The organism is Methylomonas sp. PHL2-19 (genome assembly GCF_059331595.1).
Map to the genome: position 1 here is coordinate 2,986,198 of NZ_CP196839.1, position 21,343 is coordinate 3,007,540.

At 55.2% G+C, this 21,343-nt stretch carries 20 protein-coding genes; 13 read left to right on the top strand and 7 right to left on the bottom strand.

Features of this window, described 5'->3' with window-relative positions:
• Nucleotides 1-121: 121 nt before the first annotated feature.
• Nucleotides 122-865 carry a YkgJ family cysteine cluster protein gene (locus ACR02O_RS13705; RefSeq protein ID WP_458137450.1) on the top strand — a complete coding sequence of 248 codons (744 nt, stop codon included), beginning with the start codon at nucleotides 122-124 and terminating at the stop codon, nucleotides 863-865.
• A 69-nt stretch (nucleotides 866-934) separates the two neighbouring features.
• On the opposite strand, the gene ACR02O_RS13710 is transcribed toward ACR02O_RS13705, so the two are convergent.
• The 6 genes from ACR02O_RS13710 to ACR02O_RS13735 form a co-directional block, all read right to left on the bottom strand.
• Nucleotides 935-1,465 carry an REP-associated tyrosine transposase gene (locus ACR02O_RS13710; protein WP_458137451.1) on the bottom strand — a complete coding sequence of 177 codons (531 nt, stop codon included), beginning with the start codon at nucleotides 1,463-1,465 and terminating at the stop codon, nucleotides 935-937.
• A gap of 103 nt (nucleotides 1,466-1,568) precedes the next feature.
• Nucleotides 1,569-2,516 (bottom strand): hypothetical protein, encoded by a 948-nt coding sequence (locus ACR02O_RS13715; protein WP_458137452.1) that lies wholly within the window; start codon nucleotides 2,514-2,516, stop codon nucleotides 1,569-1,571.
• 359 nt (nucleotides 2,517-2,875) lie between these two features.
• Nucleotides 2,876-4,306 carry an amino acid adenylation domain-containing protein gene (locus tag ACR02O_RS13720; RefSeq protein WP_458137453.1) on the bottom strand — a complete coding sequence of 477 codons (1,431 nt, stop codon included), beginning with the start codon at nucleotides 4,304-4,306 and terminating at the stop codon, nucleotides 2,876-2,878.
• Nucleotides 4,307-4,478: 172 nt separating this feature from the next.
• The gene (locus ACR02O_RS13725) at nucleotides 4,479-5,765 is read right to left on the bottom strand and encodes a hypothetical protein (RefSeq protein ID WP_494521844.1); all 1,287 of its coding nucleotides are present in this window, start codon (nucleotides 5,763-5,765) and stop codon (nucleotides 4,479-4,481) included.
• A complete protein-coding gene (locus tag ACR02O_RS13730) occupies nucleotides 5,762-6,004 on the bottom strand; it encodes a phosphopantetheine-binding protein (RefSeq protein WP_494521845.1) in 243 nt (80 codons plus the stop codon). Before ACR02O_RS13730 ends, ACR02O_RS13725 begins: the two co-directional genes overlap by 4 nt.
• A gap of 56 nt (nucleotides 6,005-6,060) precedes the next feature.
• Nucleotides 6,061-6,564 (bottom strand): methyltransferase family protein, encoded by a 504-nt coding sequence (locus tag ACR02O_RS13735; RefSeq protein ID WP_319963072.1) that lies wholly within the window; start codon nucleotides 6,562-6,564, stop codon nucleotides 6,061-6,063.
• 142 nt (nucleotides 6,565-6,706) lie between these two features.
• Here ACR02O_RS13735 and ACR02O_RS13740 point away from each other — a divergent pair, with 142 nt between their 5' ends.
• The 12 genes from ACR02O_RS13740 (at nucleotide 6,707) to ACR02O_RS13795 (ending at nucleotide 18,938) form a co-directional block, all read left to right on the top strand.
• Nucleotides 6,707-6,970 (top strand): phosphopantetheine-binding protein, encoded by a 264-nt coding sequence (locus tag ACR02O_RS13740; protein ID WP_033156258.1) that lies wholly within the window; start codon nucleotides 6,707-6,709, stop codon nucleotides 6,968-6,970.
• A gap of 2 nt (nucleotides 6,971-6,972) precedes the next feature.
• Nucleotides 6,973-7,584, top strand: coding sequence for a COG4648 family protein (locus ACR02O_RS13745; RefSeq protein WP_494521846.1), 612 nt, complete (start codon nucleotides 6,973-6,975; stop codon nucleotides 7,582-7,584).
• The gene (locus ACR02O_RS13750) at nucleotides 7,581-8,213 is read left to right on the top strand and encodes a LolA family protein (RefSeq protein WP_494521847.1); all 633 of its coding nucleotides are present in this window, start codon (nucleotides 7,581-7,583) and stop codon (nucleotides 8,211-8,213) included. Before ACR02O_RS13745 ends, ACR02O_RS13750 begins: the two co-directional genes overlap by 4 nt.
• A gap of 3 nt (nucleotides 8,214-8,216) precedes the next feature.
• Nucleotides 8,217-10,547, top strand: coding sequence for an MMPL family transporter (locus ACR02O_RS13755; RefSeq protein ID WP_494521848.1), 2,331 nt, complete (start codon nucleotides 8,217-8,219; stop codon nucleotides 10,545-10,547).
• Nucleotides 10,547-11,749, top strand: a complete 1,203-nt coding sequence (locus tag ACR02O_RS13760; RefSeq protein ID WP_458137459.1) for a beta-ketoacyl-ACP synthase — start codon at nucleotides 10,547-10,549, stop codon at nucleotides 11,747-11,749. Before ACR02O_RS13755 ends, ACR02O_RS13760 begins: the two co-directional genes overlap by 1 nt.
• The gene (locus ACR02O_RS13765) at nucleotides 11,749-12,498 is read left to right on the top strand and encodes a beta-ketoacyl synthase chain length factor (RefSeq protein ID WP_458139240.1); all 750 of its coding nucleotides are present in this window, start codon (nucleotides 11,749-11,751) and stop codon (nucleotides 12,496-12,498) included. Before ACR02O_RS13760 ends, ACR02O_RS13765 begins: the two co-directional genes overlap by 1 nt.
• Nucleotides 12,499-12,590: 92 nt before the next feature.
• Nucleotides 12,591-13,001 (top strand): outer membrane protein assembly factor BamE domain-containing protein, encoded by a 411-nt coding sequence (gene bamE, locus ACR02O_RS13770; RefSeq protein WP_101052315.1) that lies wholly within the window; start codon nucleotides 12,591-12,593, stop codon nucleotides 12,999-13,001.
• 17 nt (nucleotides 13,002-13,018) lie between these two features.
• Nucleotides 13,019-14,224, top strand: coding sequence for an NAD(P)/FAD-dependent oxidoreductase (locus tag ACR02O_RS13775; RefSeq protein WP_205450206.1), 1,206 nt, complete (start codon nucleotides 13,019-13,021; stop codon nucleotides 14,222-14,224).
• Between the two features lie 218 nt (nucleotides 14,225-14,442).
• The gene (locus ACR02O_RS13780; protein WP_205450207.1) at nucleotides 14,443-15,288 is read left to right on the top strand and encodes a S26 family signal peptidase; all 846 of its coding nucleotides are present in this window, start codon (nucleotides 14,443-14,445) and stop codon (nucleotides 15,286-15,288) included.
• A 92-nt stretch (nucleotides 15,289-15,380) separates the two neighbouring features.
• Nucleotides 15,381-16,298 carry an AAA family ATPase gene (locus tag ACR02O_RS13785; RefSeq protein WP_240347948.1) on the top strand — a complete coding sequence of 306 codons (918 nt, stop codon included), beginning with the start codon at nucleotides 15,381-15,383 and terminating at the stop codon, nucleotides 16,296-16,298.
• A gap of 13 nt (nucleotides 16,299-16,311) precedes the next feature.
• Nucleotides 16,312-17,568 (top strand): DUF58 domain-containing protein, encoded by a 1,257-nt coding sequence (locus ACR02O_RS13790; protein WP_494521849.1) that lies wholly within the window; start codon nucleotides 16,312-16,314, stop codon nucleotides 17,566-17,568.
• Nucleotides 17,565-18,938, top strand: coding sequence for a DUF4129 domain-containing protein (locus ACR02O_RS13795; protein ID WP_494521850.1), 1,374 nt, complete (start codon nucleotides 17,565-17,567; stop codon nucleotides 18,936-18,938). The genes ACR02O_RS13790 and ACR02O_RS13795 overlap by 4 nt, the downstream gene beginning before the upstream one ends.
• On the opposite strand, the gene ACR02O_RS13800 is transcribed toward ACR02O_RS13795, so the two are convergent.
• On the bottom strand, nucleotides 18,935-21,328 hold the full coding sequence (locus ACR02O_RS13800) for a phosphoketolase family protein (protein WP_494521851.1): 2,394 nt from the start codon (nucleotides 21,326-21,328) through the stop codon (nucleotides 18,935-18,937). The two genes, ACR02O_RS13795 and ACR02O_RS13800, sit on opposite strands and share 4 nt — an antisense overlap.
• Nucleotides 21,329-21,343: the final 15 nt, after the last annotated feature.

The following is a 21,343-nucleotide window of genomic DNA, read 5'->3' on the forward strand; positions in this document are numbered from 1 at the left end:
AGTTTCTGTTTTTCGCAAAAGCTTCTATGCTGGTTAGGCTTGGAACGCCAGGTCCCACCGCTTGCGATTGGTCAACCAGAGTAAGCCTGGCTAGAAAATTATCAATAACTTAAAAGCACGTATGAGCAAAACCACACCCGCCAACGTCAAACTAACGCTTTACGGTAAGCCTATCGAGCTGAAATTCAGCGCGCCAACGGAAAAAGTGACGCCGGTAGCGATGCTGCCGGCACTGCATCGCATCAACAACACTTTTGTCGAAACCGCAGTGGCTGCCTTTGTTACGGACCAGGAGACCATCTCCTGCCAAGCCGGCTGCGGCGCCTGCTGCCGACAAGTCGTGCCGTTGGCGGAATTCGAAGCCTACCAAATCGCCGGCGTGGTCGAGCAATTGCCCGAGCCCAGGCGTTCCACGGTCAAGCAGCGCTTTGCCGACGCTTGCGAAAAACTGGACGCTATCCAGTGGCTGAGCCGGCTCGAACAGATGCTGGCTGAAGGCACCAGCCACGAAGCGGTAGAGCAACACGCGCTGACTTATTTTCAGCAAGGCGTCCCCTGTCCGTTTTTGGAGGCAGAAAGCTGCTCCATCCACCCGGTCCGGCCCTTGGCTTGCCGAGAATATCTGGTGACATCGCCGGCCGAACATTGCCAAAACCCGACACAGGAACACGTCAGGCACATCGAGTTAAAATTTCAGGTGTCCAAAATTGTCCGCAAACTTTGGCGCACCAGCCATATCAAAGACCTGGATTCGGTGCCGATGATTTACGCCTTGCAATGGGTCAAGAAACACCCCAACCAATTTCCAAAAAAGCGTGGCGAGGCTTGGCTGCGGGAGTTTTTTGACTATATGGCGAATCCGTGACGGCCGGTTTTTCTTATCGTTCCCACGCTCCAGCGTGGGAATGCCGCCCCAGACGCTCCAGCGTCACGGCTACCAAGTATCGATTTCGATCAAGCCGCCTAATCCCGCATAGTTCGCAGCACTGGAATAGCGCCAATGCTCGGGCAAATTTACATAACCCCGCTTCACCGGATTGGCATGAATATAATCTAACTTCTCCCGCATCATCGCTTCATTAAGAATCAGCTCCGCATGCACACCCTCCTGCCAGAACTGAAACTCCCGATCATGCTTGTGAGCGCATTTGGCAAACCGTAATCTCTGCAATAAATGTTCGGCTCGTTTCGCTTGCAGATGATTGATGATCCGCCGCGCGGTATAGGCTTTGAAACTGGCAACGCATTTATCCAGCGTGGCGCTCTGCGCGATGAAATGCAGATGGTTTTCCAGAACCACATAGCCATACAGTTTCAAGCCGACCTGTTGCCGTTGAAATTGCCAGCAGTCGAGCAGGATTTGCACGGTTTCCGGCCGAGTAAAGACCGGCAGCCATTCCACGACCGTGCAGGTCATGAAATGCGCTTGCTGGGGTTCAGTGATGATGTAACGACTTCGGGCCATTGGCTGTTTGTTGGTTTAGGACGCTGGAGCGTCCGGGGCTACGTTCCCACGCGGAGCGTGGGAACGATGGAAACGTAGAATTAATGGGCACTGCACGGCTTTATCACGCAGCGCCCGGTGGGTCGCAGGGTTGGGCATCACTGTTAGGGTCAGTGGTTTGGCTATCCATCCCCATGTGCATGTCGACAAGCCGATCAGAGAACAAGATGCCAATTCTTCCATTTTGCTGGTTCAATCCAAGGTTGCGCTTGTTTGACATCATGTCGATGTTCTTCTTAACATCGGGCTTCATGCAGGATGTCAAATATTCAATGAAAGTATTTACTGTTGCCACCTCTTCAGAGAGACGCTGCAACCCAACCGCATTGATTTCAACACCCACAGTACGCTCCCACATGCTTCGATATTCCTTGAATACCGGAACTCTTCCGTGGAAGTAGACGTCATTGAAACGGAGTTTTTCGAGAACAACATTGCCATGCAACAAATCGTTCCGTTCGTTGACAAGGGTGTGATAGGCCTTGCATGCTGGCGATGTATAGTCCACTGGGTTTTCAAAACCAACGCAAGTTATATGCAGCGATTTCACGCGGACATCGATTGGTTGTCGAATTGTGTTTTCTCGTAGCCGTTCGTCACTCTTGAGTTCTGGGCGCATTAGTGCGAACAGCAAAAAGTTGACATACGCCTCTGCCATCACTGGCAGCATAGAGCGAATACCAAAGCAAAGACCAAGCCCCTTGCTGTATCTGCCGAGAATTTCTCCACATCTGTCTTGCTGGATGTCATCGATCTCGGTGATATCGGGGATCGCTTGCGTTTCTGGCTGAAGGTCCAAGGCGTGAACATCGGATAGCATCTTCTCGATCGTGCGGCGTAACCGCTGATAGGGGTTCACAAATTCCGTCCACTTTTCAAGCGACTTTCGAATCTCGCCGATTTTCTGCCCATAGTTTGCAAAATCTGCCTTGATTTGCGCGGCGAAGATTTCGCTATCGACATCAGATACGTTCAGTCCACTGGAAACCCATATTTCGGTTCTGAAGTTCATCCCTTGAATGTGGATAGTCCCAGATGGGTGATCTAGAACCCACTCCCAGTGAATCAAGTTGTCGGAACTGTTATTGCGTAAGAAGTTTTGCGGACCATTCGGCCTACCAAATCTTGCACCAAGGTAGCAGTAAAGATCAGCCGGACTTACCTCAGACCGCCATTTCCAGACCACCATACCCCTGTGCGTTGGCCCTTTCCGAAGGCGATCAAAGATGAACTTCGGGTGAGGGCATGTCAGGGAAGCAAGGAAATTCTCGGCTAGTGGCATAGCGATGCCCAACAAGTGATTATGAAGTTTCTGTATATCATCTCCGATTGCCGCAACCTAGACAATCCAAGGGTTAGCGAATTTCGGAGTCATCCTTGAGTTTCTAGCAACATCAAATGCCGATAATCCACCTTCCCATTCGCCAATCGCGGCAACTCTTCCAAAATCAGATAACGACTCGGGTGCATATAGGCCGGCAATTGGCGGCTGAGTAACTTCCGAATCTCGGCGATGCTCATTCCCGGTTCCAAAACCACTGCCAAAGCCGGGCGCTGGCCGGCGGTTGGGTCGTCCACACCGATCACGGCGCAACCTTTGACACCAGTGATGGCATTAATGACCGCCTCAATTTCCGCCGGTTCGACGCGGTAGCCGGAACATTTCAGCATGCGTCCCAAGCGGCCGTGAAAGCGGTATTCGCCGTGCTCCTGGCTGGCGCGGTCGCCGGTAGGATACCAATCGTCAGGGTTTAGAAAGGACTGCACACCGCCGTCGCGCCAGTAGCCGCTGGCTAGCGTCGGTCCGCGAACCCATAACTCGCCGGTGTCGGCGGCTATGCGCAGTTCGCAACCGGCGGCAGGGAGGCCGATGGGGATGGTTTGCTCGGCGATCAAACGCTCGCGTTGTACCGGCCAATAGCAGCAGACATTGGTTTCGGTGGGGCCGAAGAAATTGTACAAGGTGGTCAGCGGCAAACTGGCGGCCAGATCGATCAGCGCCGGGGTGGGGAACACCTCGCCGGCGAAAATAATGAAGCGCAAAGCCGCCAGCGGGGTTTGTGCCAAATTGCCTTTGTAAGTGAGGAAGGCCAGCAAGGAGGGCACGGTGTACCAGCCGCTGATGGCGTGTTCGCTCAGCCAGGCGCTTAACCGAGCTGGGGCCATGGTCAAGCCGGCCGGGATGAAATGCAGGCTGGCACCGCTACCTAACACGGCGTAAAGATCGAAGGTGGATAGATCGAAGAAAAACGGTGCGCTGCTGGCGATGCGGTCGGCAGGCGTTAAAGTCAGCAAATCGGCGGCCCACGATGCGAATGCTGATACCGCTCTATGGCTGAGCGCTACGCCACGCGGTTGGCCGGTGGAGCCTGATGTATACAAAATCGCCGCCAGCGATTCGGCGGGAGTTTCAACTGGAGCTGACACACCTTCGTTACAGTTGGCGATGTCCAGCCACAAATTTTCATCTAGCCAGTCAGGCGCCGAATCCGATCCTACTACTGCGCAAACCCGAGCATCGGCGACGATAAAGCTCAGTCTGGGTGCCGGATTCTTCAGATCTAAAGGCACATAGCAGGCTCCCGCCAACAAGACACCGAACAGCGCGCAGGCGGCATCTATGCCGCGATCCAGATGTACCGCGACCGGCTGGCCTGGACGGACGCCTCTTGCTTGCAAGGCAGCGGCAATGGTTTGGGCCTGTTGCAGTAATTGCCGATAGCTGACTTGCCGGTCTTGCTCTTGCAAAGCCGGGGCGTCGGGCTGGAGTTGGCATTGGTGTAGAAAAGGCGCTAGCAACATCGGTTTAGGTTTCGCTAAAAAATGACGATTTTATGGTTCCCACGCTCCCGCGTACCCACGGGGCATAAATGGGAACCCGGTCAGGGACGCTCCAGCGTCCAGAACCGCTGGAGCGGTTCTAACTGCATTCCCACGCTGGAGCGTGGGAACGATAGGTGGAGATGAGAGAGTATTATGGGCTATCCAATAACTCGACATTCATCCGCGCGATCACCGCATCCAACCACGCTTCATCGATCGCTGGCGCTAAGTAGCTATAGGACAAAACCAGCTTGCCGTCGAGTTGGCTGGCCAGCAGTGCCAGACCGGGCGGCAAGGTCATCCAGCACATCAGCGATAGATCAGTCACTGGGACACCTAGAAAGCCTTTCTTGCTCCAGGACAATTCGCCAATGTCGGAAAACCACAAGGAGCTCAACTCACCGCCGCTGTGTTGTTTACGCAGCACTTTCGCGTATTTGTCGGGCGATAGCCATTGGCCCAGCCACATCAACGGCAGGTAGGCCAAGTCCAGTTCATCGCGCACCACTTGCTGATGTTCGCTGAGTAAGTGTGCAAACAAGCCTGTTCTATCCCGCACTTGCTCGCGAGTGGCGCGGGCGAACAGGCAGCCGATATGATTGCCGAATACCGGCGTCGGAGCGTTCTGGCGGCGCAGGTTAAACGCATAAGGGATGCAATAACCGTCTTTAGCGGCCGGCGGGCCGACCAGTTCCATCGCCCGCATGAAGCAGCCGAGATAGTACAAGGTACGCCCGGTCAAGCCAGTGGCTTGTTGCGCCAACTTGGCGATGCGTTGCGATTGGTCAGCATCGAAGCGCTGTATTTTTAAGTGCAGGCGCTGCGGGCCTTGTTCAATTTGTGTGGGCAGGCAACTATCCAGGCTATTGGCGGCGGTATTGTGGCGTTTGGCTTTGAAGAATAACTGCAGTTTTTTCCAGAAGCTCCATTGCGCCAGTTTGGCTTCGATTAAGGACGAAGATTCCTTGAAACTTTCCGGCCGCTCGGACGACAGAAAGTCCAGCAATATCTTGCAACCGCGCGCGTCCAGCAGAGGATGCAGCCAGATCAGCAGCAAAGTGCCGCCTTCAGCGCCGGCTATCCAGTGCACGGTCAGCGGCCGGGATTCCGGGCGATTGAAAATGTCCAACAGCAAACGCTGCGATTCGTCCGCCTGATCCGCACCGGGTTGGCACTGATGTAGTTCCAGCGGTATCGGGTCGCCGGTGGCGACCCAGGCAAAACGCTTGCCGCGCGGCTGAATAACGGCTGAAGATTGAGGAAAGCGCTCCACCAGCAAATCCAGGCGCTTTTGCAGATCGGACAAGTCCGGCGTTTGGGCCAATTGCAAGGCAAAGCCGCAATAGCCGCCTGGCATGCCTGCGTTACGAATTTCTTGATCGAGAACGTAAGTAAAGTAATCGCCAGGATTGAACAGTTTGTCCGCGGAGTCCGTCATCCGCTGTAACCGCTACGGCGGATCCAGCTTTCCAGCGAGTTCAGACTGCCGACGTTATCCGGTTCGATTTCGGTGTCAGGCAGCGTCACGCCGAATTCTTTCTCGGCGAACATGATTAAACGCATGATGCCCATGCTATCCAGGCCGGCGTCCAACAGGTTGTCGTCGTCGCCGAATGTGGCCGGGTCTTCGTGGTAAATCAGTTCGGCAAAGATGAAATGCTTGAGTATTTCCTTCATGGCAGCAAAAGGTGGGTGAGTTAAAAACAAATCCTAGTCAAAGCGCAGCACGTGCGTTAAATCGGCTCCGGGGAAAAGGCTTTTAACGCAAAACCCCAGCGCGGCACTTGCCGACAATAGTGGCTGTAAGACGCACCAAACCGGCTGGTCAAATCCGGTTCTTCGCGAAACACCACGGTAATATGAAAAAACAGCGCAATCGAGCCGGCATAGCCTATCAGGCCCGGATCGGCATACAGCAAACATTCCGCTAGCAGCACCAGCAATACGCCTTGAAACATCGGATTGCGGGTTCGCCTATACAAGCCGCTCACTACCAGTTTCTTCGGTGGATCGATAGGCGCTGGCGTACCCAAGCCCGCGACAGCAAAATCCCAGGCGCAGCGCAGGTAAATAGCTAGGCCCAGCATGATACACAAGCCGGCAGGTATCGCCCATGCCGCATTTACTGTCTGCCAGTTCTCCGGATCCGAAAGTAAGTAGTAAGGCAGGTAAATCAGCACCGCGCCGGGGACTATCAGGGTAAACAGCAGGACTTTGAAGGCCAGGAAAGGACGCACGTGTCGGTTTGTCGGAGTTGGAAGTTCGGGTGGGCTAAGCTCGCAGCAATTTTGGCATTCCCCACGCCGCAATCCAAGTGATTTTGAACCGCTGCGGGAATTTGTGTAGAATCCGGCGTTTGTTAATGGAACTTGAACAGCCATGTCAGAAGACTTGATCAGCCAATTGAAAACCATGCTTATCGAGGGCTTGCTCCTGGAAGACATCGTCCCGGATGACCTGTCACCGGATGATGCTTTGTTCGGCGGTGGATTGGGTTTGGACTCTATCGACGCGCTGGAAATCGGCGTGATGCTGGACCGGCAATACGGCATCAAGATCACCTCCGGCGACGAACGCAATAATCAGATCTTTCTCTCTCTCCGCTCGCTCGCCGAATTCGTCGCCGCTAATCGCACCCGTTAACCATGGGGCAGGTCGTCAAACCGCTGATTATCGCCGGTATCGTCGTCGCTTATCCTTTTTTGAGTGCCTATCTGGCTGGTCTGGGATTTGCCAGCTTTGAACTCATCGTCTTCGCTGCGCTGACCTTGTGGCGCGGTTTTACATCGTCCGGGCTAATCTCGCGTTTGCTTAGTTTTTTACTGGCAGCAGTGTTGCTGGCCGGCGCCTATTTTGCCAAGACCTATTTTGTCTGGCTGGTGCCGTCGTTTGCCTATTTGTGGCTGACTTTTTTATTCGGGCATACCCTGTGGTCGCCGCCTTCTTTCATTGAACGCTTGGTGCGTTTGCAGTTTCCCGAGTTAGTGCCGGGTATAGCCGAATATTGCCGGAACCTGACCTGGGTTTGGACCTTGTTCTTTGCCGTCAACATCGCGATCTGCGCCGCGCTGCCGGCTATCATTGGGCAGACCGCTTGGGCACTTTACACCGGTGTAGTGGTGTATGGGTTGATGGGGTTACTCGGAACCGGTGAATGGTTTTACCGGCACAAGCGCTTTCCGGATTTGGAAATTCCACCGGCTCTGGAGACCTTCAAATGCATCGCCATGAAAGGCCATAAGGTATTCAAGGGATGACGATAAAGCGCACGCTGTGTTTGCTTTTAGCCATATTACCCGTGCTTGGATGGACTGATGACGCGGTCCTGAGCGAGTTATTGACTCGAATCCGCCAAACAGGTCAGGCGCAGTTTCAGTATGAGGAAACCCGCGTGCTGGAACTGGCAGACGCGCCATGGCACGGACAAGGTGTCATGCTGTCCGGCACCGACGGTAGCCTGGTCAAATTGCAACTGCAACCGGCGCGGGTGATTATGGCTATCGCCGAACAGCGCATGCTTTACTGGGACCCGCAGCAAAACCAGCGTCACAGCGCGGCTTTGGATTCGGCGGGGCCGGCGGGCGAGCAAATCAAAGTGTTTCGCAGCATCCTGCAAGGCCGCACCGAAGACTTGCAGCTTAATTATGCCATCGCCGCCGACAAGCAAGGCCCGCAATGGACTTTGCGCTTGACGCCGAAACCCGAGTTGAGCGGTGATGATCTCCCTTCCATTGAATTATCCGGCGATGACCAAGACCAGCAACGGCGCATTTTAATCAAACAGCCGGACGGCGAATCCACCGAATACCGCATGCACAAAGCCACGGCAGCACAAATACAGGACTATTCGCTCCCCAGTTTGTTGCGGGAAGCCAGCGGAGAATAGGGCATGTCTTTTGTCTGGCGAAAGCGCTGGTTTGTGCTGCTGTTTCCCTTATTCCTGGCCATCACGTTCTGGCAGATCAAGGTCGAGACAGACCTGAACGCTTTTTTTACCGCGACCGACGATGAAGACTCCAGGCTGTTGGCCGGCTTGTTGAAGTCAGGCGAGCTGTCGCGGCGCTATTTGCTGGTGGTGGAAAAGTCCGATCACCCTCCAGTGACAGACGCCACGATTGGCGGCGAAACCCCAATTTCCCTGGCCGCATTCAGTGCCAGACTGCTTAGTCAGTTAGCTAAGCTGGGTGACGTGGAGCAAGTGTGGCCGGCCGATCAGCCGCCCCGCGACTGGGTCGATGCCGTAGCTTCGTATGCGCCATACCACGCCCGGTTGTTCAGTCTAAACCCCGAACAAGACGCGCCTGATTTGTTCGACCCAACCCAGTTGCCGGCCAAAGCCGCAGGATTGAAGCAAGCCTTGCTGTCGCCGCAAGGTAGCTTTGTGAAAACCATTGCCAAGCAAGATCCGTTGTTGCTGTCGCTCAACGGCTTCAAGGCGTTACAGGGGCAATTTCAGCAGCAAGCCAAACGCAGTCAGGGTGGCGCGTTAATCTTGCAAAGCCGGCCGGCGGCGCTGGATTCGGCAGCGCAGACGCGCCTGCAAGCGGCGATTCGGGCCGGCTTCGACAATTTGAACGCAGAAGCCGGCGGCGCGTTTAAGTTGTCGATGGCCGGGGTGCCGGTGTTCAGCGTCTCCGCGCAGAGCGAGATTAGTCAGGATGTGACGCTGGTGTCGGTGGTGTCCAGTCTGGCGGTGGCCTTAGTATTTTTATTCCTGTTTCACTCGTTCTCGGCTTTGCATTGGGTGATGATGGTGCAGGGCGCGTCGTTTGTAATCGGCACCCTGGCAACGGCTTTAGTCTTTCCGCAAGTCCACAGTCTGACGCTGGCCTTGGGCGCCAGTTTGATCGGCATCTCCTCCGATTACCCGATTCATGTGATGGTGCATTGCGCTAAGCATCGCAATACTCCGCTAGCGGCGGCCAAGCTGTTGTGGCCCAGCCTGTTGATGGGCGGCTTGACCACGGTGATCGGCTACGGCGCCTTGGGCTTTACCGGTTTTCCAGGCTTCGAGCAAATTGCCGTATTTGCCTTGGCCAGCGTCGTCGGCTCGCTGGGCTTGACCCGCTGGGTATTGCCGGCTTTGCTGATCAATTCATCGTTGCACGCCGCACATTTGCCGGGCATCGGCGCTTGGGTGGATTTTTGCGGCCGGCACCGGAAAATCTTGCTCGGCCTGTTCGCCGCAAGCGTCGTCATGGCTGTGCTATGTCTGCCGCAAATTCGTTGGATGAGCGATATGCAGCAACTGGCGGTCAATATGGATAGCTTAAAACAGCAGGATGCGGCAGTGCGCGCGCATTTTTCCAGTATCGAACCGGGCCGTTTTGTGTTGATACAAGCCGACGACTGGGAAACTGCGCTGCAACGGTCCGAAGCCGCCGAACGCCGGTTGCAGTCTTTAAAGCAAGCCGGAGTCATTAGCGAATATCACGGCCTGTTTCCGTGGTTGGTATCCAAGCAGTTGCAAACCGAGAACAGCCAGGTTTACCAACGTGGCCTGACGCCGGAATTTCAGCAAGCTTGGCAAGCCGGCTTAGCTCAGGCGGGCTTGTCGGTCGAGAAGTTAGGGACGTTAGCCCCGGCGTCCCCCGCAGCGCTGCAACCTGAGTCGGTGATGGACTCGCCGGTCAGACATATTCTGTCCGGGCAAATAGTCAGTGGGCAAACCGGGGTGATGTTGTCGCTGTGGTTGGGAGAACACGATCCCGAGAAACTGATAGCGGGCCTGGCCGGTTTGGAAGGTACGCGTTATTTCAGTCAAAAAGATCAATTGGATCATTTGGCGGGTAAATACCGAGACCGATCCTTGCTTATGCTGGGCGTTGGCATCGCGGTGATGGCCTTGTTCATCTGGCTGCAACAACGCAATCTGCGCAAGGTGTTTTTGACCTTGCTGCCTTCGGTGGCATCCGTTCTGTTCATTTTCGCGACGTGGGCGCTGATGGGCGAAGAAGTCAGTTTTCTACACGTGATCGGCCTGTTATTGTCGGTATCGTTGTGCGTGGATTATGGCATATTCTTTATCGATAATCGCGGTAAGGATGCCGATGTTACCTACCATGCGATCGCCTCATCCACACTGACCACAATCGCTTCATTCGGCGCGCTGGGTTTGGGCAAGACGCCGACCTTGCCAATTCTGGCACTCTCGGTAAGCTTGGGGGTGACCTTGGGTTTTCTTCTCTGCCCTTTACTGATCCAGAAACCGAAGAATTAATGAGTATTTCCCCGCTGATTTCTCCAGTCGCCGTCACGGCCTACCAGTGCGTTAGTGCCGGTGGCGACGATGTAGAAGCCTTGTATGCCAGCCTGATCGCCAACCGTACTTGCCTGAAACCGCTGACGCTATTTGCTATTCCTTTTGATACCTTGGTAGGCGAGGTGGCTTCACCGTTACCGGAAATTCGCCCTAGCTTGCAGGCCTATGACTGCCGCAACGCCAGACTGGCTTTAAAAGCGCTGGCGCAAGGCGATTTTCGCGCCAACGTGGAGCGGGCAATCGCAAGCTACGGCAAGGCACGTGTGGGTTTAGTCCTGGGCACTAGCACCTCCGGCATCTACGACTCCGAGAATGCGTATTCTCATCTGCTACAAGACGGCGTAATGCCTGACGATTTTTACTTTACCAAGGTGCAAACGGCCCAAGCGACTGCCGAGTTTTTAAAGCTGGAGTTTGGTTTGCAAGGGCCTTGCTATGCCATTTCCACGGCCTGTTCGTCCAGCGCCAAAGCCTTGGCGGCGGCGCAAAGATTGATTAACGTAGATTGTTGCGACGCGGTGTTGGTGGCTGGCGTGGATAGTTTATGCCGTCTGACGCTGCACGGCTTCAGCAGTTTACAGCTTATCTCGCCGGACGCCTGCAGACCAATGGATGCCGAGCGCCAAGGCATCAACATAGGGGAGGGCGCTGCTTTGCTATTGCTGGAAAAGCCACGCGCCGACCATGACGACAGGCCTAGATTGTTGGCAGTAGGCGAATCTTCCGACGCCCACCACATGAGTGCCCCTCATCCGGACGGTGCCGGTGCCGCTACAGCAATGGCTCAAGCCTTGCGTCTGGCGGGACGCGATGTTGGCTCGGTCGATTACATCAATCTGCACGCCACAGCCAGTTCGCTGAACGATCTTTCCGAAGCTAGAGCCGTGGCCAGCCTGTTTCCAAACCCGCCGCCCTGCAGCGGCGTGAAGGGTTTGCTGGGTCATACCCTGGGTGCGGCAGGTGCGGTGGAGACTGTGGTTAGCCTACTGGCTTTGGAGCATGGGTTTCTACCCGGTACCTGCGGCTTGCGGCAACCGGATCCGGTATGCCTGTTCCCGGTGGTCGATGCACCGAACCTGGAAATTAGCCCGCGACTGATCTTGAGTAATGCGTTTGGCTTTGGCGGCAACAACGCCAGCGTGTTACTGGAGGCCGCGTGATGGACTGCATGAGCCTGCTTGGCTTTGGAGCCTGTGCGCCGGACGCCGAGTTTAGGGCCAGTCTGCCGTTTCCAGCCTTTGATATTGACCGCGAAGCGATTCCGCCGCTGTTGCGCCGGCGCAGTAGCCAAGCGATGCAAATGGCGTTTAGCGCTGCTACTGCGGCTTGCGGGCATGCCCGGCGTTCGCCCGCGACGCTACCCTCGATATTTGCCAGTGTGGCCGGCGAAATAAAGACCACCGATCAACTCTGCAGCGAATTGGTCAAAGCGGATGGTGTGATTTCTCCGGCTGCTTTTCATAATTCCGTGCAAAACACCGCGGCCGGTTATTGGAGCATCGCCCAACAATGCACTCAGCCTGCCAGCGCCATAGCCGCCGGGACCGACACCTTTGCGATGGCCATGCTGGAAGCCTGGTGCCAGTTGGCTTGCCAGGGTGGTGAACTGCTATTGGTTTGTTACGATGAAATTTGGCCGGAATATCTGGCGTCCGGTAAGGGCAGTCCGGCTTTTGCCTGCGCGTTGGTATTGGCGGCAGGTGCGGTGGTGGGTAGTTCCTTGCAACTAGGCAGGCCACAACCTGGCGAGGCCATTTTTCCATCAGCCTGGACAAAATCCGCGGATAGCATGCCCATTTTAGGCGCCATTCCCTTGCTTGAAGCCGCTTCAGTTAAGTCAGGAGCGCAAGCTATAGCGCTAACGCCGAATACGGCGGGCTGGCAAGTTGATTTAGGTAGTTGGAAGTAATGGCTTTTATTATCCAAAAACAGACAAGGCTGAAAAACTGCGGCAACTGAACTACTATTGACCGCTACCAAAACTAAGCAAAAGGTATTTCCGTGAAACACTATAAAACTTTGGCATTCTTCGCGACTCTGGCGCTGGCTGCCGGCTGCGCATCCAGCAATAAGGCGCCCGCGCAAGCAGGCACGCCGGCGGCTCAATCAAGCACCGCCCCGGAATCGCGGATTGACGGTAATTTTCCGGCCAATAGCCCATTCGCCAAACTCAAGCTGGGGATGACTCAGGGCCAAGTCCATGAAATTCTCGGCCAACCCACAGATACCAAGTCTTACCAAACCGGCAAAGCCTGGATTCCGTTTTATTTCGGTCCGGACGTGATGCGGACCGATGAGTTTTACAAAGGCGTAGGCATCATTACTTACACCGGTGCCGGTATCGGTGGCGTGCATTGGACTGTGTTTCGGGCCATTTACAATGCAGCCGAAGACGGTTATCCAAACGACTAATGCGTTAATCTTTAAAGATGATAGACAACCAGCAAAACCCTTTTGACCATGATGTGGTCGTTGTCGGTGGCGGTCCGGCCGGCTCGACGGCCGCGACCTTGCTGGCGCAATATGGCCACAAGGTTTTGCTGTTGGAGAGCGGCAGGCATCCGCGTTTTCACATTGGCGAATCCATGCTGCCGTTCAGCGAACCGGTCGTCGAACGCTTGGGGATAGATTGGAGCGCTGGCAACCTATCGAAAAGCGGAGCGGTGTTCATCGACGAAGCTACCGAACAACGTATGTATTTTCCGTTGGCAATCAATCGCAAGACCTACCAGATCGAACGTGCCCCATTCGATCAGATGCTGTTTGAAAACGCCGGCAAACACGGCGTCGATACCCATCAGGACGAAAAAGTACTGGACGTTGCCTGCCAACCGGCAGGGGTGGACGTCGTGTCCGATAAAGGCCAATACTGCTGCCGTTATCTGATCGATGCCACGGGCCGCAGCGCGTTAATGGGCAGGAAAGACAAAGCCATCAAGCGTATCGAAAATTTGGGCAAATTTGCGGTGTATACCCACTTCGAGAATATTCAAGCGGGCGAGGAGGCCGATGAATTGTTCCGTTCCGGCAATATATACGTGCCGGTCGTAGACATCGGCTGGATCTGGATCATTCCGTTGGCTGGACGCCGTTTGAGCGTGGGCTTGGTGGTACAGAAAGAGCGTCCCAAGGACTGCGATGCGGAAGAATTGTTGCGCCGTTATCTGGCGGCATCGCCGCTCCTGAGTCGTTTGATAACAGGAGCGGCGCAATTCGCGCCGGTGCGAGTTGAAGCGGATTTCAGTTACACCAACCAAAGCCGCTACGGCGTCCGCTATGCTTGCTGCGGCGATGCGGCTGGCTTCCTCGATCCGGTGTTTTCGTCCGGCGTATTTTTAGCCTTCACCAGCGCCGCCCGGGTTGCCGACCGCGTCCATTTTGGGCTAAGCGACGGGCGGGAAGCCGATCCGGAGCTGCACACCGAGGACGATGACCAGTACTTGCTGGGTTTTAATACGATGCGATTATTCGTCGAACGTTTTTATCAATCCAATATTGTCCATAACTTGTTTTTCGAAGCCGACCGCGATCCGGATTTGAAAGCCCAGATCGCGCAACTGTTGGCCGGCGATTTATGGGTAGACGACAACAAACTGCAACAAAGCCTGCTGGCTGGTCGCCGCAGTGTAAGTTAGTTTTTCCGGAAATTTCCAGCCTTTGCCAGCTAAGCAGCATTTTTACTTTTCCAAACCTTCTCAGCCAACAGCCACTGCATCGAATTTAACTCTGCGTTGTTGATGCAATGCCAAAGATTGGGCACATCCCAACCCGATCATCCATCTATCCGCGTCGCCAACATGCACGGTTTTCAGGCTGTGCTAGTCTTTAGGGCTTTTGACTTGGACGAATCACTATGCGCGTTAATCGATCTTCATTGGGGCCAACGCTGCTCAGCCTGCTGGCGGTGGTCGTTTTCGGCTTACCGATCATTTATACCGTTATGTACCACCCGATCAGCCGCATGGCATCGGCCAATCCCTTATACAAGGAGTTGTCCAAGAACGCTTTTATGGTAATGTCCGCTAAAGTGGATTTGGCAGCCGGACGCTTGATCAGCTTTGACGATGCGGCCGGCAAAATGCAGATCAGCAGAATCGTCGGTATGCCCGGCGATGAAGTCGGTTTTGCGGCGGGCATATTGTCGGTTAATGGCAAACCGGCCGGTAAATATCCGCTGAGTGCATTGCCCAATTCGACGTTAATCGTGCCGCAACAAGCCGTTTTCTTTTTCCCGGATTTTATTCCCGACACTGCGGAGTCCGCGAATCCCGGGACATTGGCAAACCATCTGCTGGCGCAGAGCAACATAAATGCAAGCGTGCTTTATGTATTCGATCAAGCGACGTCGGCGGCCCAGCACCCGGAACTGTTCGTTTACGGTTCGGCTTTGATCGTGCTCTATGGCCTGGTATTTTTCGGACTGGGCAAGCGTAAGGAGCGTATCGTTAAACCGGTTTATTACTTGGCGCGAATTAGCGTTGGTTTGAATTTTGCGATCTGGTTATTGCTCGGAGTCATAGGCCTATCGCTTGGTTATAACGCCGTCATGCCGGCCATTTATTATGCTTTTGTTTCCTGGTTGACGTTTTTTGGCTTATCTGTCGCCGCTGCGGGCACGACGCTGGTGGCGATTGTGATATTCGCGGTGTTGGCCCTATTTTCCGATACCGAATTTACTGCCAAGCGCCTTAACTCGTAGTCCGGAATGACAAACGGCCAGGCTCTGCTAAGCTTGGCTCTCCCATTTCCCGCTCATATCTTTAACAGGACAATCCTCAGCTAATGGATGCCATGCTTTCTTTAATTGAAAACGTCGAAAAAGTCATTATCGGCAAACGGTCGGTCATCGAATTGGCCGTGGTCGCGATGCTGTGCCGCGGCCACGTGTTGCTGGAGGATGTGCCGGGGACCGGCAAGACCATGTTGGCCAGGGCATTGGCCCGTTCGGTGGCGGTGGACATGAAACGCCTGCAATGCACCTCGGATTTATTACCGTCGGACATTACCGGTGTCGCTATCTACAATCAAAAAACCGCCGATTTCGAATTCCGGCCGGGGCCGGTATTTACCCATCTGCTGCTAGCCGACGAAATCAACCGAGCCACACCGCGCGCGCAATCGGCGTTGTTGGAATGCATGGAAGAATTTCATGTCAGCGTGGACGGGTATACACATGAACTGCCCAAGCTGTTTATGGTGCTGGCCACCCAAAACCCAATCGATATGGCCGGCACCCACGCCTTGCCCGAAGCACAATTGGACCGGTTTTTCATGCGCTTGCGGATGGAGTACCCCAATATCGAACAGGAAATGCGGATACTGGCGGCGCAAACCCAGACTCATCCTATCGACAGCTTGCCGGCCGTCACGTCCGAAGCCGACATTCTGGCCGCGCGCGCGCAGGTCAAGGCGGTGCATATTAGTATGGACGTGGCTAAGTATATGGTCGGTATCAGCGCCGCCAGCCGCCAGCATAGCGATTTGCGCTTGGGTATCAGTCCGCGCGGTACCTTGGCCTTGGCGCGCGGTGCACAAGGCTTGGCTTATTTACGCGGCCGGGATTTCGTGTCGCCGGATTTGGTGAAAATCATCGCGCCGGCTATTTTGGAACACCGCCTGATCGTCAAACCGCAGGCCGCGGTGCTGGGGCGCAATGCCGGCGAAATTCTCGCGGAAATTCTCGACCGGCTGCCACCGCCGGTAGTTTGATCGCTAGACCACAATGGCGCTGAGGCTGAAATTTTTAATCTTGTGCGGCTTTACGCTGGCCGCGTATCTGGCGGCGATCAGCCGCGAACAGAGCTTGCCTTGGCTGCTCGCTGCATTGCTCAGTGCCGCCTTATTGACCGGCATGCTTTGGCCGCGTTGGTTGCTGCAACGCTTATCGGTGCGACGGGTCGGACCGCAACGGGCGTTGGAAGGTGAAACCATCGTGTTCCGGGTCGACGTACAAAATCGCGGCTGGCTGCCGCGCTTCATGGTGGAGTTGGTCGACCGCTTGCCTTTCGTCGATGCCGCCGAACAGGGCGCCAACGACGGTGATAAATTGCTGGGCAGCGTTGCCTACGTGCCAGGTCGCGGCGTGCGCAGTTTCGACGTACCCTTGCTGTGTGAAAAACGCGGCTTTTATAAACTGGGGCCAATGGGCTTGGCGTCCGGTTTTCCGTTGGGCTTAGCAGAGGCGCGCAGCCGCGCCGACCGTTCCCGGCAAACCCTGACCATATATCCGAAGGTCTTTCCGATTCTATCGCTGCCGCTGTTCGGCGCGCCCAGTCAGATTCACCGCGGTGGTTATTGTCTGCCGGAAGGCGCCGGTGCGGCGGAATTCTCCGGGCTGCGCGAATACCGGCGCGGCGACAACCCTCGGCATATCCATTGGCCGACTACGGCGCGCTTGAATGAGTTGATGGTCAAGGAGTTCGAACCTTTGGCGTCGGCCTGCATCTGCATCGCCCTGGATTTGGCCAAGGACGCCAATATCGGCCGCGGCAAGCACAGTACCCTGGAATACGCGATACGCATCGCCGCCTCCGTGGCGGCTTATGCCTGTAGCCAGAATATGCACAGCCGCGTGTTGGCTGATGCCGCACAGCCTTTGCGGATTTTGTCCGGCAAAGGCGATTTTCATTACCAAGCCATCCTGGATGCGCTGGCAATCGCGGAGGCCGACGGCGACACGCCGTATGCCAAATTACTGACCGAGATTGCGTTGAATTGCGTGCGCGGCGAAACGGTCGTGCTGTTATTGGCCGAGCCGCCGCACCGCAATACCAAAACCCTGCAGGCGCTGGCTTTGCTGCGGGCCAAGGGCGTGTATTTGTTCGCGGTATTGTTTGAACGTGACAGCTTTCTAAACGCCGCCAGTTGGACCCGTCGCGACAGCAGCGACCGGACATTGAACGCCGGTTTACTGGAATTGGGCGCGCATTGCGTCACGGTACGACGAGGCGACGACTTAACGGCGCTGTTTAACCGATGACCGCCTCTCCGCTGAGTTTTCCAGTCTATGTGGGATTGTTTCTAGCGCAATGGCTGGCCGTCGCCTGTAATGCGTTTTTGGATATCCAATACGGCAGCTTTGCGCGGGAAATGCTGTTCTGGGCTATCGTATTCGGTGGCACGTCCATTGTCGGCTGGCGACAAAACCACTGGCTTTCGGGAGCGGGCAAGGTGTGGCAAAAGGCCGTGTTGTTTATCGGTTTCTTATTGTTCGTATTGGTATTTATGCCGATTTGGGGTATGCCGCGCGCCGGGTTGTATCTATTGGCGATGTTGCAGGCTTCCTACAATTGCGTCACCACCGGCCGGCGCGAGATGAATCTGGGGTTGTTGGTGTCGCTGGCGATAGTATTGTTTGCCGCCTCGCATTACCGCGCCGACTGGACCATGTTGTTTTATCTAGCGCCTTATATCGTGACGGTGGTGTTTTGTCTGCTTGCCGAACAAGTTCAGCGGCGCGGTGCGGACCTGCAGCGTTTGAGTCTAGGCCGGCCCAGCAGCCAAGGGCAGGGCGCGGCCATTTTGGCGGCCACCGCCGCCATCGTGCTGATCGGTGGCGGGCTTTATCTGATAACGCCGCAAATCAACTGGCCTTATCTGGAGTGGCGTTTCGGCCAGGTCAGCTTGCAAAATCCCGGCGGCGATATCGAACAAGCCGGCAGCGGCGGCCAAACCGGTTCCGATCAGCCAGCCGAAAAAGCGGGTGGCGAGCAACAACAAGCTGCGGGAGGAGGAGAGGGCACAGGCCAAAAATGGCAGACCGGCAGCCGTTGGCCGAGCCCAGAGGACATGCGTGCCGCCGCTAAGCGAGTGAATATGCCGGCCTGGCAGGCGGCGGCGATCGACGGCATTGCCGACCTTAGTGAATCGGCACAACAAACTTTGGTTCCTGCCGTTGCGGTGATTTTCGACTGGTGGGAGTGGTTGAAACAATGGCTGCGCGAGCACTGGCTGGCGGCCATATTGGGTTTGCTGGCTTTGATTTTACTGGCCATTTTACTGGCGTTCGGGGCGTTATTGCGGGAAATCCCTTGGGTACTTTGGCTAATAACCCAATGGGACTATCTGCGTTTGGGGGTGATCGGCCGCCATGCCGGCGGCGAACCCGCAGCTCGCCAGTATTACCGAGCCATGGCGCGGCTGTTTGCATTGCACGACGTGCCTCGCGCCGATACCGCCAACACCCGCGAATATCTGGCGCAAATCAGTCGTCGGCATCGCGATGCGCGACGCAGTGCGGCGGAAATCACCGGTTTGTTCGAAGCGGCCCGTTACGGCGATAAACCGTTAGCGGACGCGCATATTCGGCGCATGCGGCAGTTGTACCGCACAATTTATCGTCAACTTTAATACGGCCAGTGCCATTGGTCGTCTTCCGGCCGGTCTATGCCGTGCTCGTAAGCGTAGTTGCGGCAATCGATTTTCCGGTCACGCAGTTTTTCCTTGACGTGGGCACCGGATACTTGCAAGGCCGGAATCCGATCTATCGCATCGATTGCCAGGCTGAAACGGTCGGTTTCGTTTTGAATGGCTAGTTCCAACGGGGTGTTAATACTGCCTTTTTCCTTGTAGCCACGTACATGCAGATTACTATGGTTATGGCGCCGATAGGCCAGCCTATGAATTAGCCAGGGATAACCGTGGAAGTTGAAGATCACCGGTTTATCGACGGTAAACAAACTGTCGAAATCCCGATCCGACAGACCGTGCGGATGCTCGCTGGCCGGCACTAGCTTGTACAAATCCACCACGTTGATGAAACGAATTTTCAATTGGGGAAAGTGCTCTCGCAACAAAACCACCGCAGCCAAGGCTTCCTTGGTGGGAATGTCGCCGGCGCTGGCCATCACCAGATCGGGCTCGGCACCATCGTCATTACTGGCCCATTCCCAAATACCGATGCCCTTGGTGCAATGTTTGATCGCCGCGTCCATATCCAGGTATTGCAGATGTTTTTGTTTGTCGCAAACTATCACGTTAATGTAGTCGGTACTTTGCAAACAATGGTTGGCAACAGACAGCAGGCAGTTAACATCGGGCGGCAAATAGATGCGCGTTACCGACGGGCTTTTGTTGACGACCAAGTCCAAAAAGCCGGGGTCTTGATGCGTAAAGCCATTGTGATCCTGCCGCCAGACCGTGGAAGTAATCAGCAAATTCAATGATGACACCGGCGCCCGCCAGGACACGGCCTTGGACATCGCCAGCCACTTGGCGTGTTGATTGAACATGGAATCTATGACATGTACAAAGGCTTCGTAGGACGAAAAAAAGCCGTGGCGTCCGGTTAGTAAATAGCCTTCCAGCCAGCCTTCCAGAGTATGTTCAGAGAGCATTTCCATCACCCGGCCATCCGTCGCCAGTTCGCCGCCGTCGGCATCTTCCGGCAGATAATCCGCCAGCCAGGTTTTCTTACTGGCTTTGTAAACATCATCCAGTTTATTGGAGCTGTTTTCGTCGGGGCCAAACACCCGAAAGTTGTGCATATTGGCGTTCATGATGTCGCGCAAAAACTTGCCCAGCGGCCGGGTATTTTCCGCCGACACTTTACCGTGGCCGTCCAACGCCAAGGCATAATCTTGAAAATCCGGCATCCGTAAAGCCTTACGCAACAGACCACCGTTGGCATGTGGGTTCGCGCTCATCCGCCGGCTGCCTTGTGGAGCCAGGGCTTTTAATTCGGGAATCAGCTTGCCATTCTCATCGAACAATTCTTCCGGTTTGTAACTGTGCAGCCAGTCAGACAATAATTGCATATGCGCCGGGTTGTCTTTCACGCCGGCCAGCGGTACTTGATGGGAGCGCCAAAAGGCTTCGACTTTATGCCCATCCACGTCTTTCGGCCCGGTCCAGCCTTTCGGGCTGCGTAAGATAATCATCGGCCAATGCGGCCGGGTAGGGATGCCGCTTGCGCGGGCTTCTTGCTGGATCCGCCGAATCTCCAGTACGCAAGTTTCCAGTACACCAGCCATCAGCTGATGCATGGTTTCGGGATCGCTACCTTCGACGAAATAGGGCGTATAGCCGTAGCCGCGAAACAGTTGTTCCAGCTCTTCATGAGGAATCCGTGATAACAAAGTCGGATTGTTGATCTTGTAGCCGTTTAGATGCAGGATGGGCAACACCGCGCCGTCGCGGATCGGATTCAGAAATTTATTCGAATGCCACGATGTAGCGAGCGGCCCGGTTTCGGCTTCGCCGTCGCCGACCACCACCGCCACCAGCAAATCCGGATTATCGTAAGCGGCGCCATAAGCATGGGAAATGCTGTAACCCAACTCGCCGCCTTCATGGATCGAGCCCGGCGTCTCCGGGGTGCAGTGGCTGCCGATGCCACCTGGGAACGAAAATTCTTTAAAAAACTGCAATAGACCTTCTTCGTCTTCGCCTTTGTTTGGGTAGATTTCCGCGTAAGTGCCTTCGAGATAGACTGGTGCCAACACTCCCGGCGCACCGTGACCAGGGCCAGCCAGAAATATCGCGTTAAGATCGTATTGTTTGATCAGCCGGTTGAGATGTACGTAGATAAAGCTCAAACCGGGACTGGAACCCCAGTGGCCGAGCAGCCGGTTTTTGATGTGGTCCGGTTTCAGCGATTCTTTTAATAAAGGGTTATCGCGTAGATAAATCATGCCGGCCGCTAAATAATTGCAGGCTCGCCAATAGGCGTTGATGCCTTTTAGTTCTTTTTGGCTCAGTGGTGAGATAACCGCTGGTAAAGCTGTTTCCAGTGTCGTCATGCGCTAACTCCTTTG

Excerpts from the sequence above, each read along its gene's own strand:
- ACR02O_RS13790 (WP_494521849.1), top strand. The coding sequence starts at position 16,312 with ATGGCGCTGAGGCTGAAATTTTTAATCTTGTGCGGCTTTACGCTGGCC.
- ACR02O_RS13740 (WP_033156258.1), top strand. The coding sequence starts at position 6,707 with ATGTCAGAAGACTTGATCAGCCAATTGAAAACCATGCTTATCGAGGGC.
- ACR02O_RS13800 (WP_494521851.1), bottom strand. The coding sequence starts at position 21,328 with ATGACGACACTGGAAACAGCTTTACCAGCGGTTATCTCACCACTGAGC.
- ACR02O_RS13745 (WP_494521846.1), top strand. The coding sequence starts at position 6,973 with ATGGGGCAGGTCGTCAAACCGCTGATTATCGCCGGTATCGTCGTCGCT.
- ACR02O_RS13780 (WP_205450207.1), top strand. The coding sequence starts at position 14,443 with ATGCGCGTTAATCGATCTTCATTGGGGCCAACGCTGCTCAGCCTGCTG.
- ACR02O_RS13710 (WP_458137451.1), bottom strand. The coding sequence starts at position 1,465 with ATGGCCCGAAGTCGTTACATCATCACTGAACCCCAGCAAGCGCATTTC.
- ACR02O_RS13720 (WP_458137453.1), bottom strand. The coding sequence starts at position 4,306 with ATGTTGCTAGCGCCTTTTCTACACCAATGCCAACTCCAGCCCGACGCC.
- ACR02O_RS13715 (WP_458137452.1), bottom strand. The coding sequence starts at position 2,516 with ATGAACTTCAGAACCGAAATATGGGTTTCCAGTGGACTGAACGTATCT.
- ACR02O_RS13765 (WP_458139240.1), top strand. The coding sequence starts at position 11,749 with ATGGACTGCATGAGCCTGCTTGGCTTTGGAGCCTGTGCGCCGGACGCC.
- ACR02O_RS13750 (WP_494521847.1), top strand. The coding sequence starts at position 7,581 with ATGACGATAAAGCGCACGCTGTGTTTGCTTTTAGCCATATTACCCGTG.
- ACR02O_RS13795 (WP_494521850.1), top strand. The coding sequence starts at position 17,565 with ATGACCGCCTCTCCGCTGAGTTTTCCAGTCTATGTGGGATTGTTTCTA.
- ACR02O_RS13775 (WP_205450206.1), top strand. The coding sequence starts at position 13,019 with ATGATAGACAACCAGCAAAACCCTTTTGACCATGATGTGGTCGTTGTC.
- ACR02O_RS13785 (WP_240347948.1), top strand. The coding sequence starts at position 15,381 with ATGCTTTCTTTAATTGAAAACGTCGAAAAAGTCATTATCGGCAAACGG.
- ACR02O_RS13705 (WP_458137450.1), top strand. The coding sequence starts at position 122 with ATGAGCAAAACCACACCCGCCAACGTCAAACTAACGCTTTACGGTAAG.
- ACR02O_RS13760 (WP_458137459.1), top strand. The coding sequence starts at position 10,547 with ATGAGTATTTCCCCGCTGATTTCTCCAGTCGCCGTCACGGCCTACCAG.
- ACR02O_RS13730 (WP_494521845.1), bottom strand. The coding sequence starts at position 6,004 with ATGAAGGAAATACTCAAGCATTTCATCTTTGCCGAACTGATTTACCAC.
- ACR02O_RS13725 (WP_494521844.1), bottom strand. The coding sequence starts at position 5,765 with ATGACGGACTCCGCGGACAAACTGTTCAATCCTGGCGATTACTTTACT.
- ACR02O_RS13755 (WP_494521848.1), top strand. The coding sequence starts at position 8,217 with ATGTCTTTTGTCTGGCGAAAGCGCTGGTTTGTGCTGCTGTTTCCCTTA.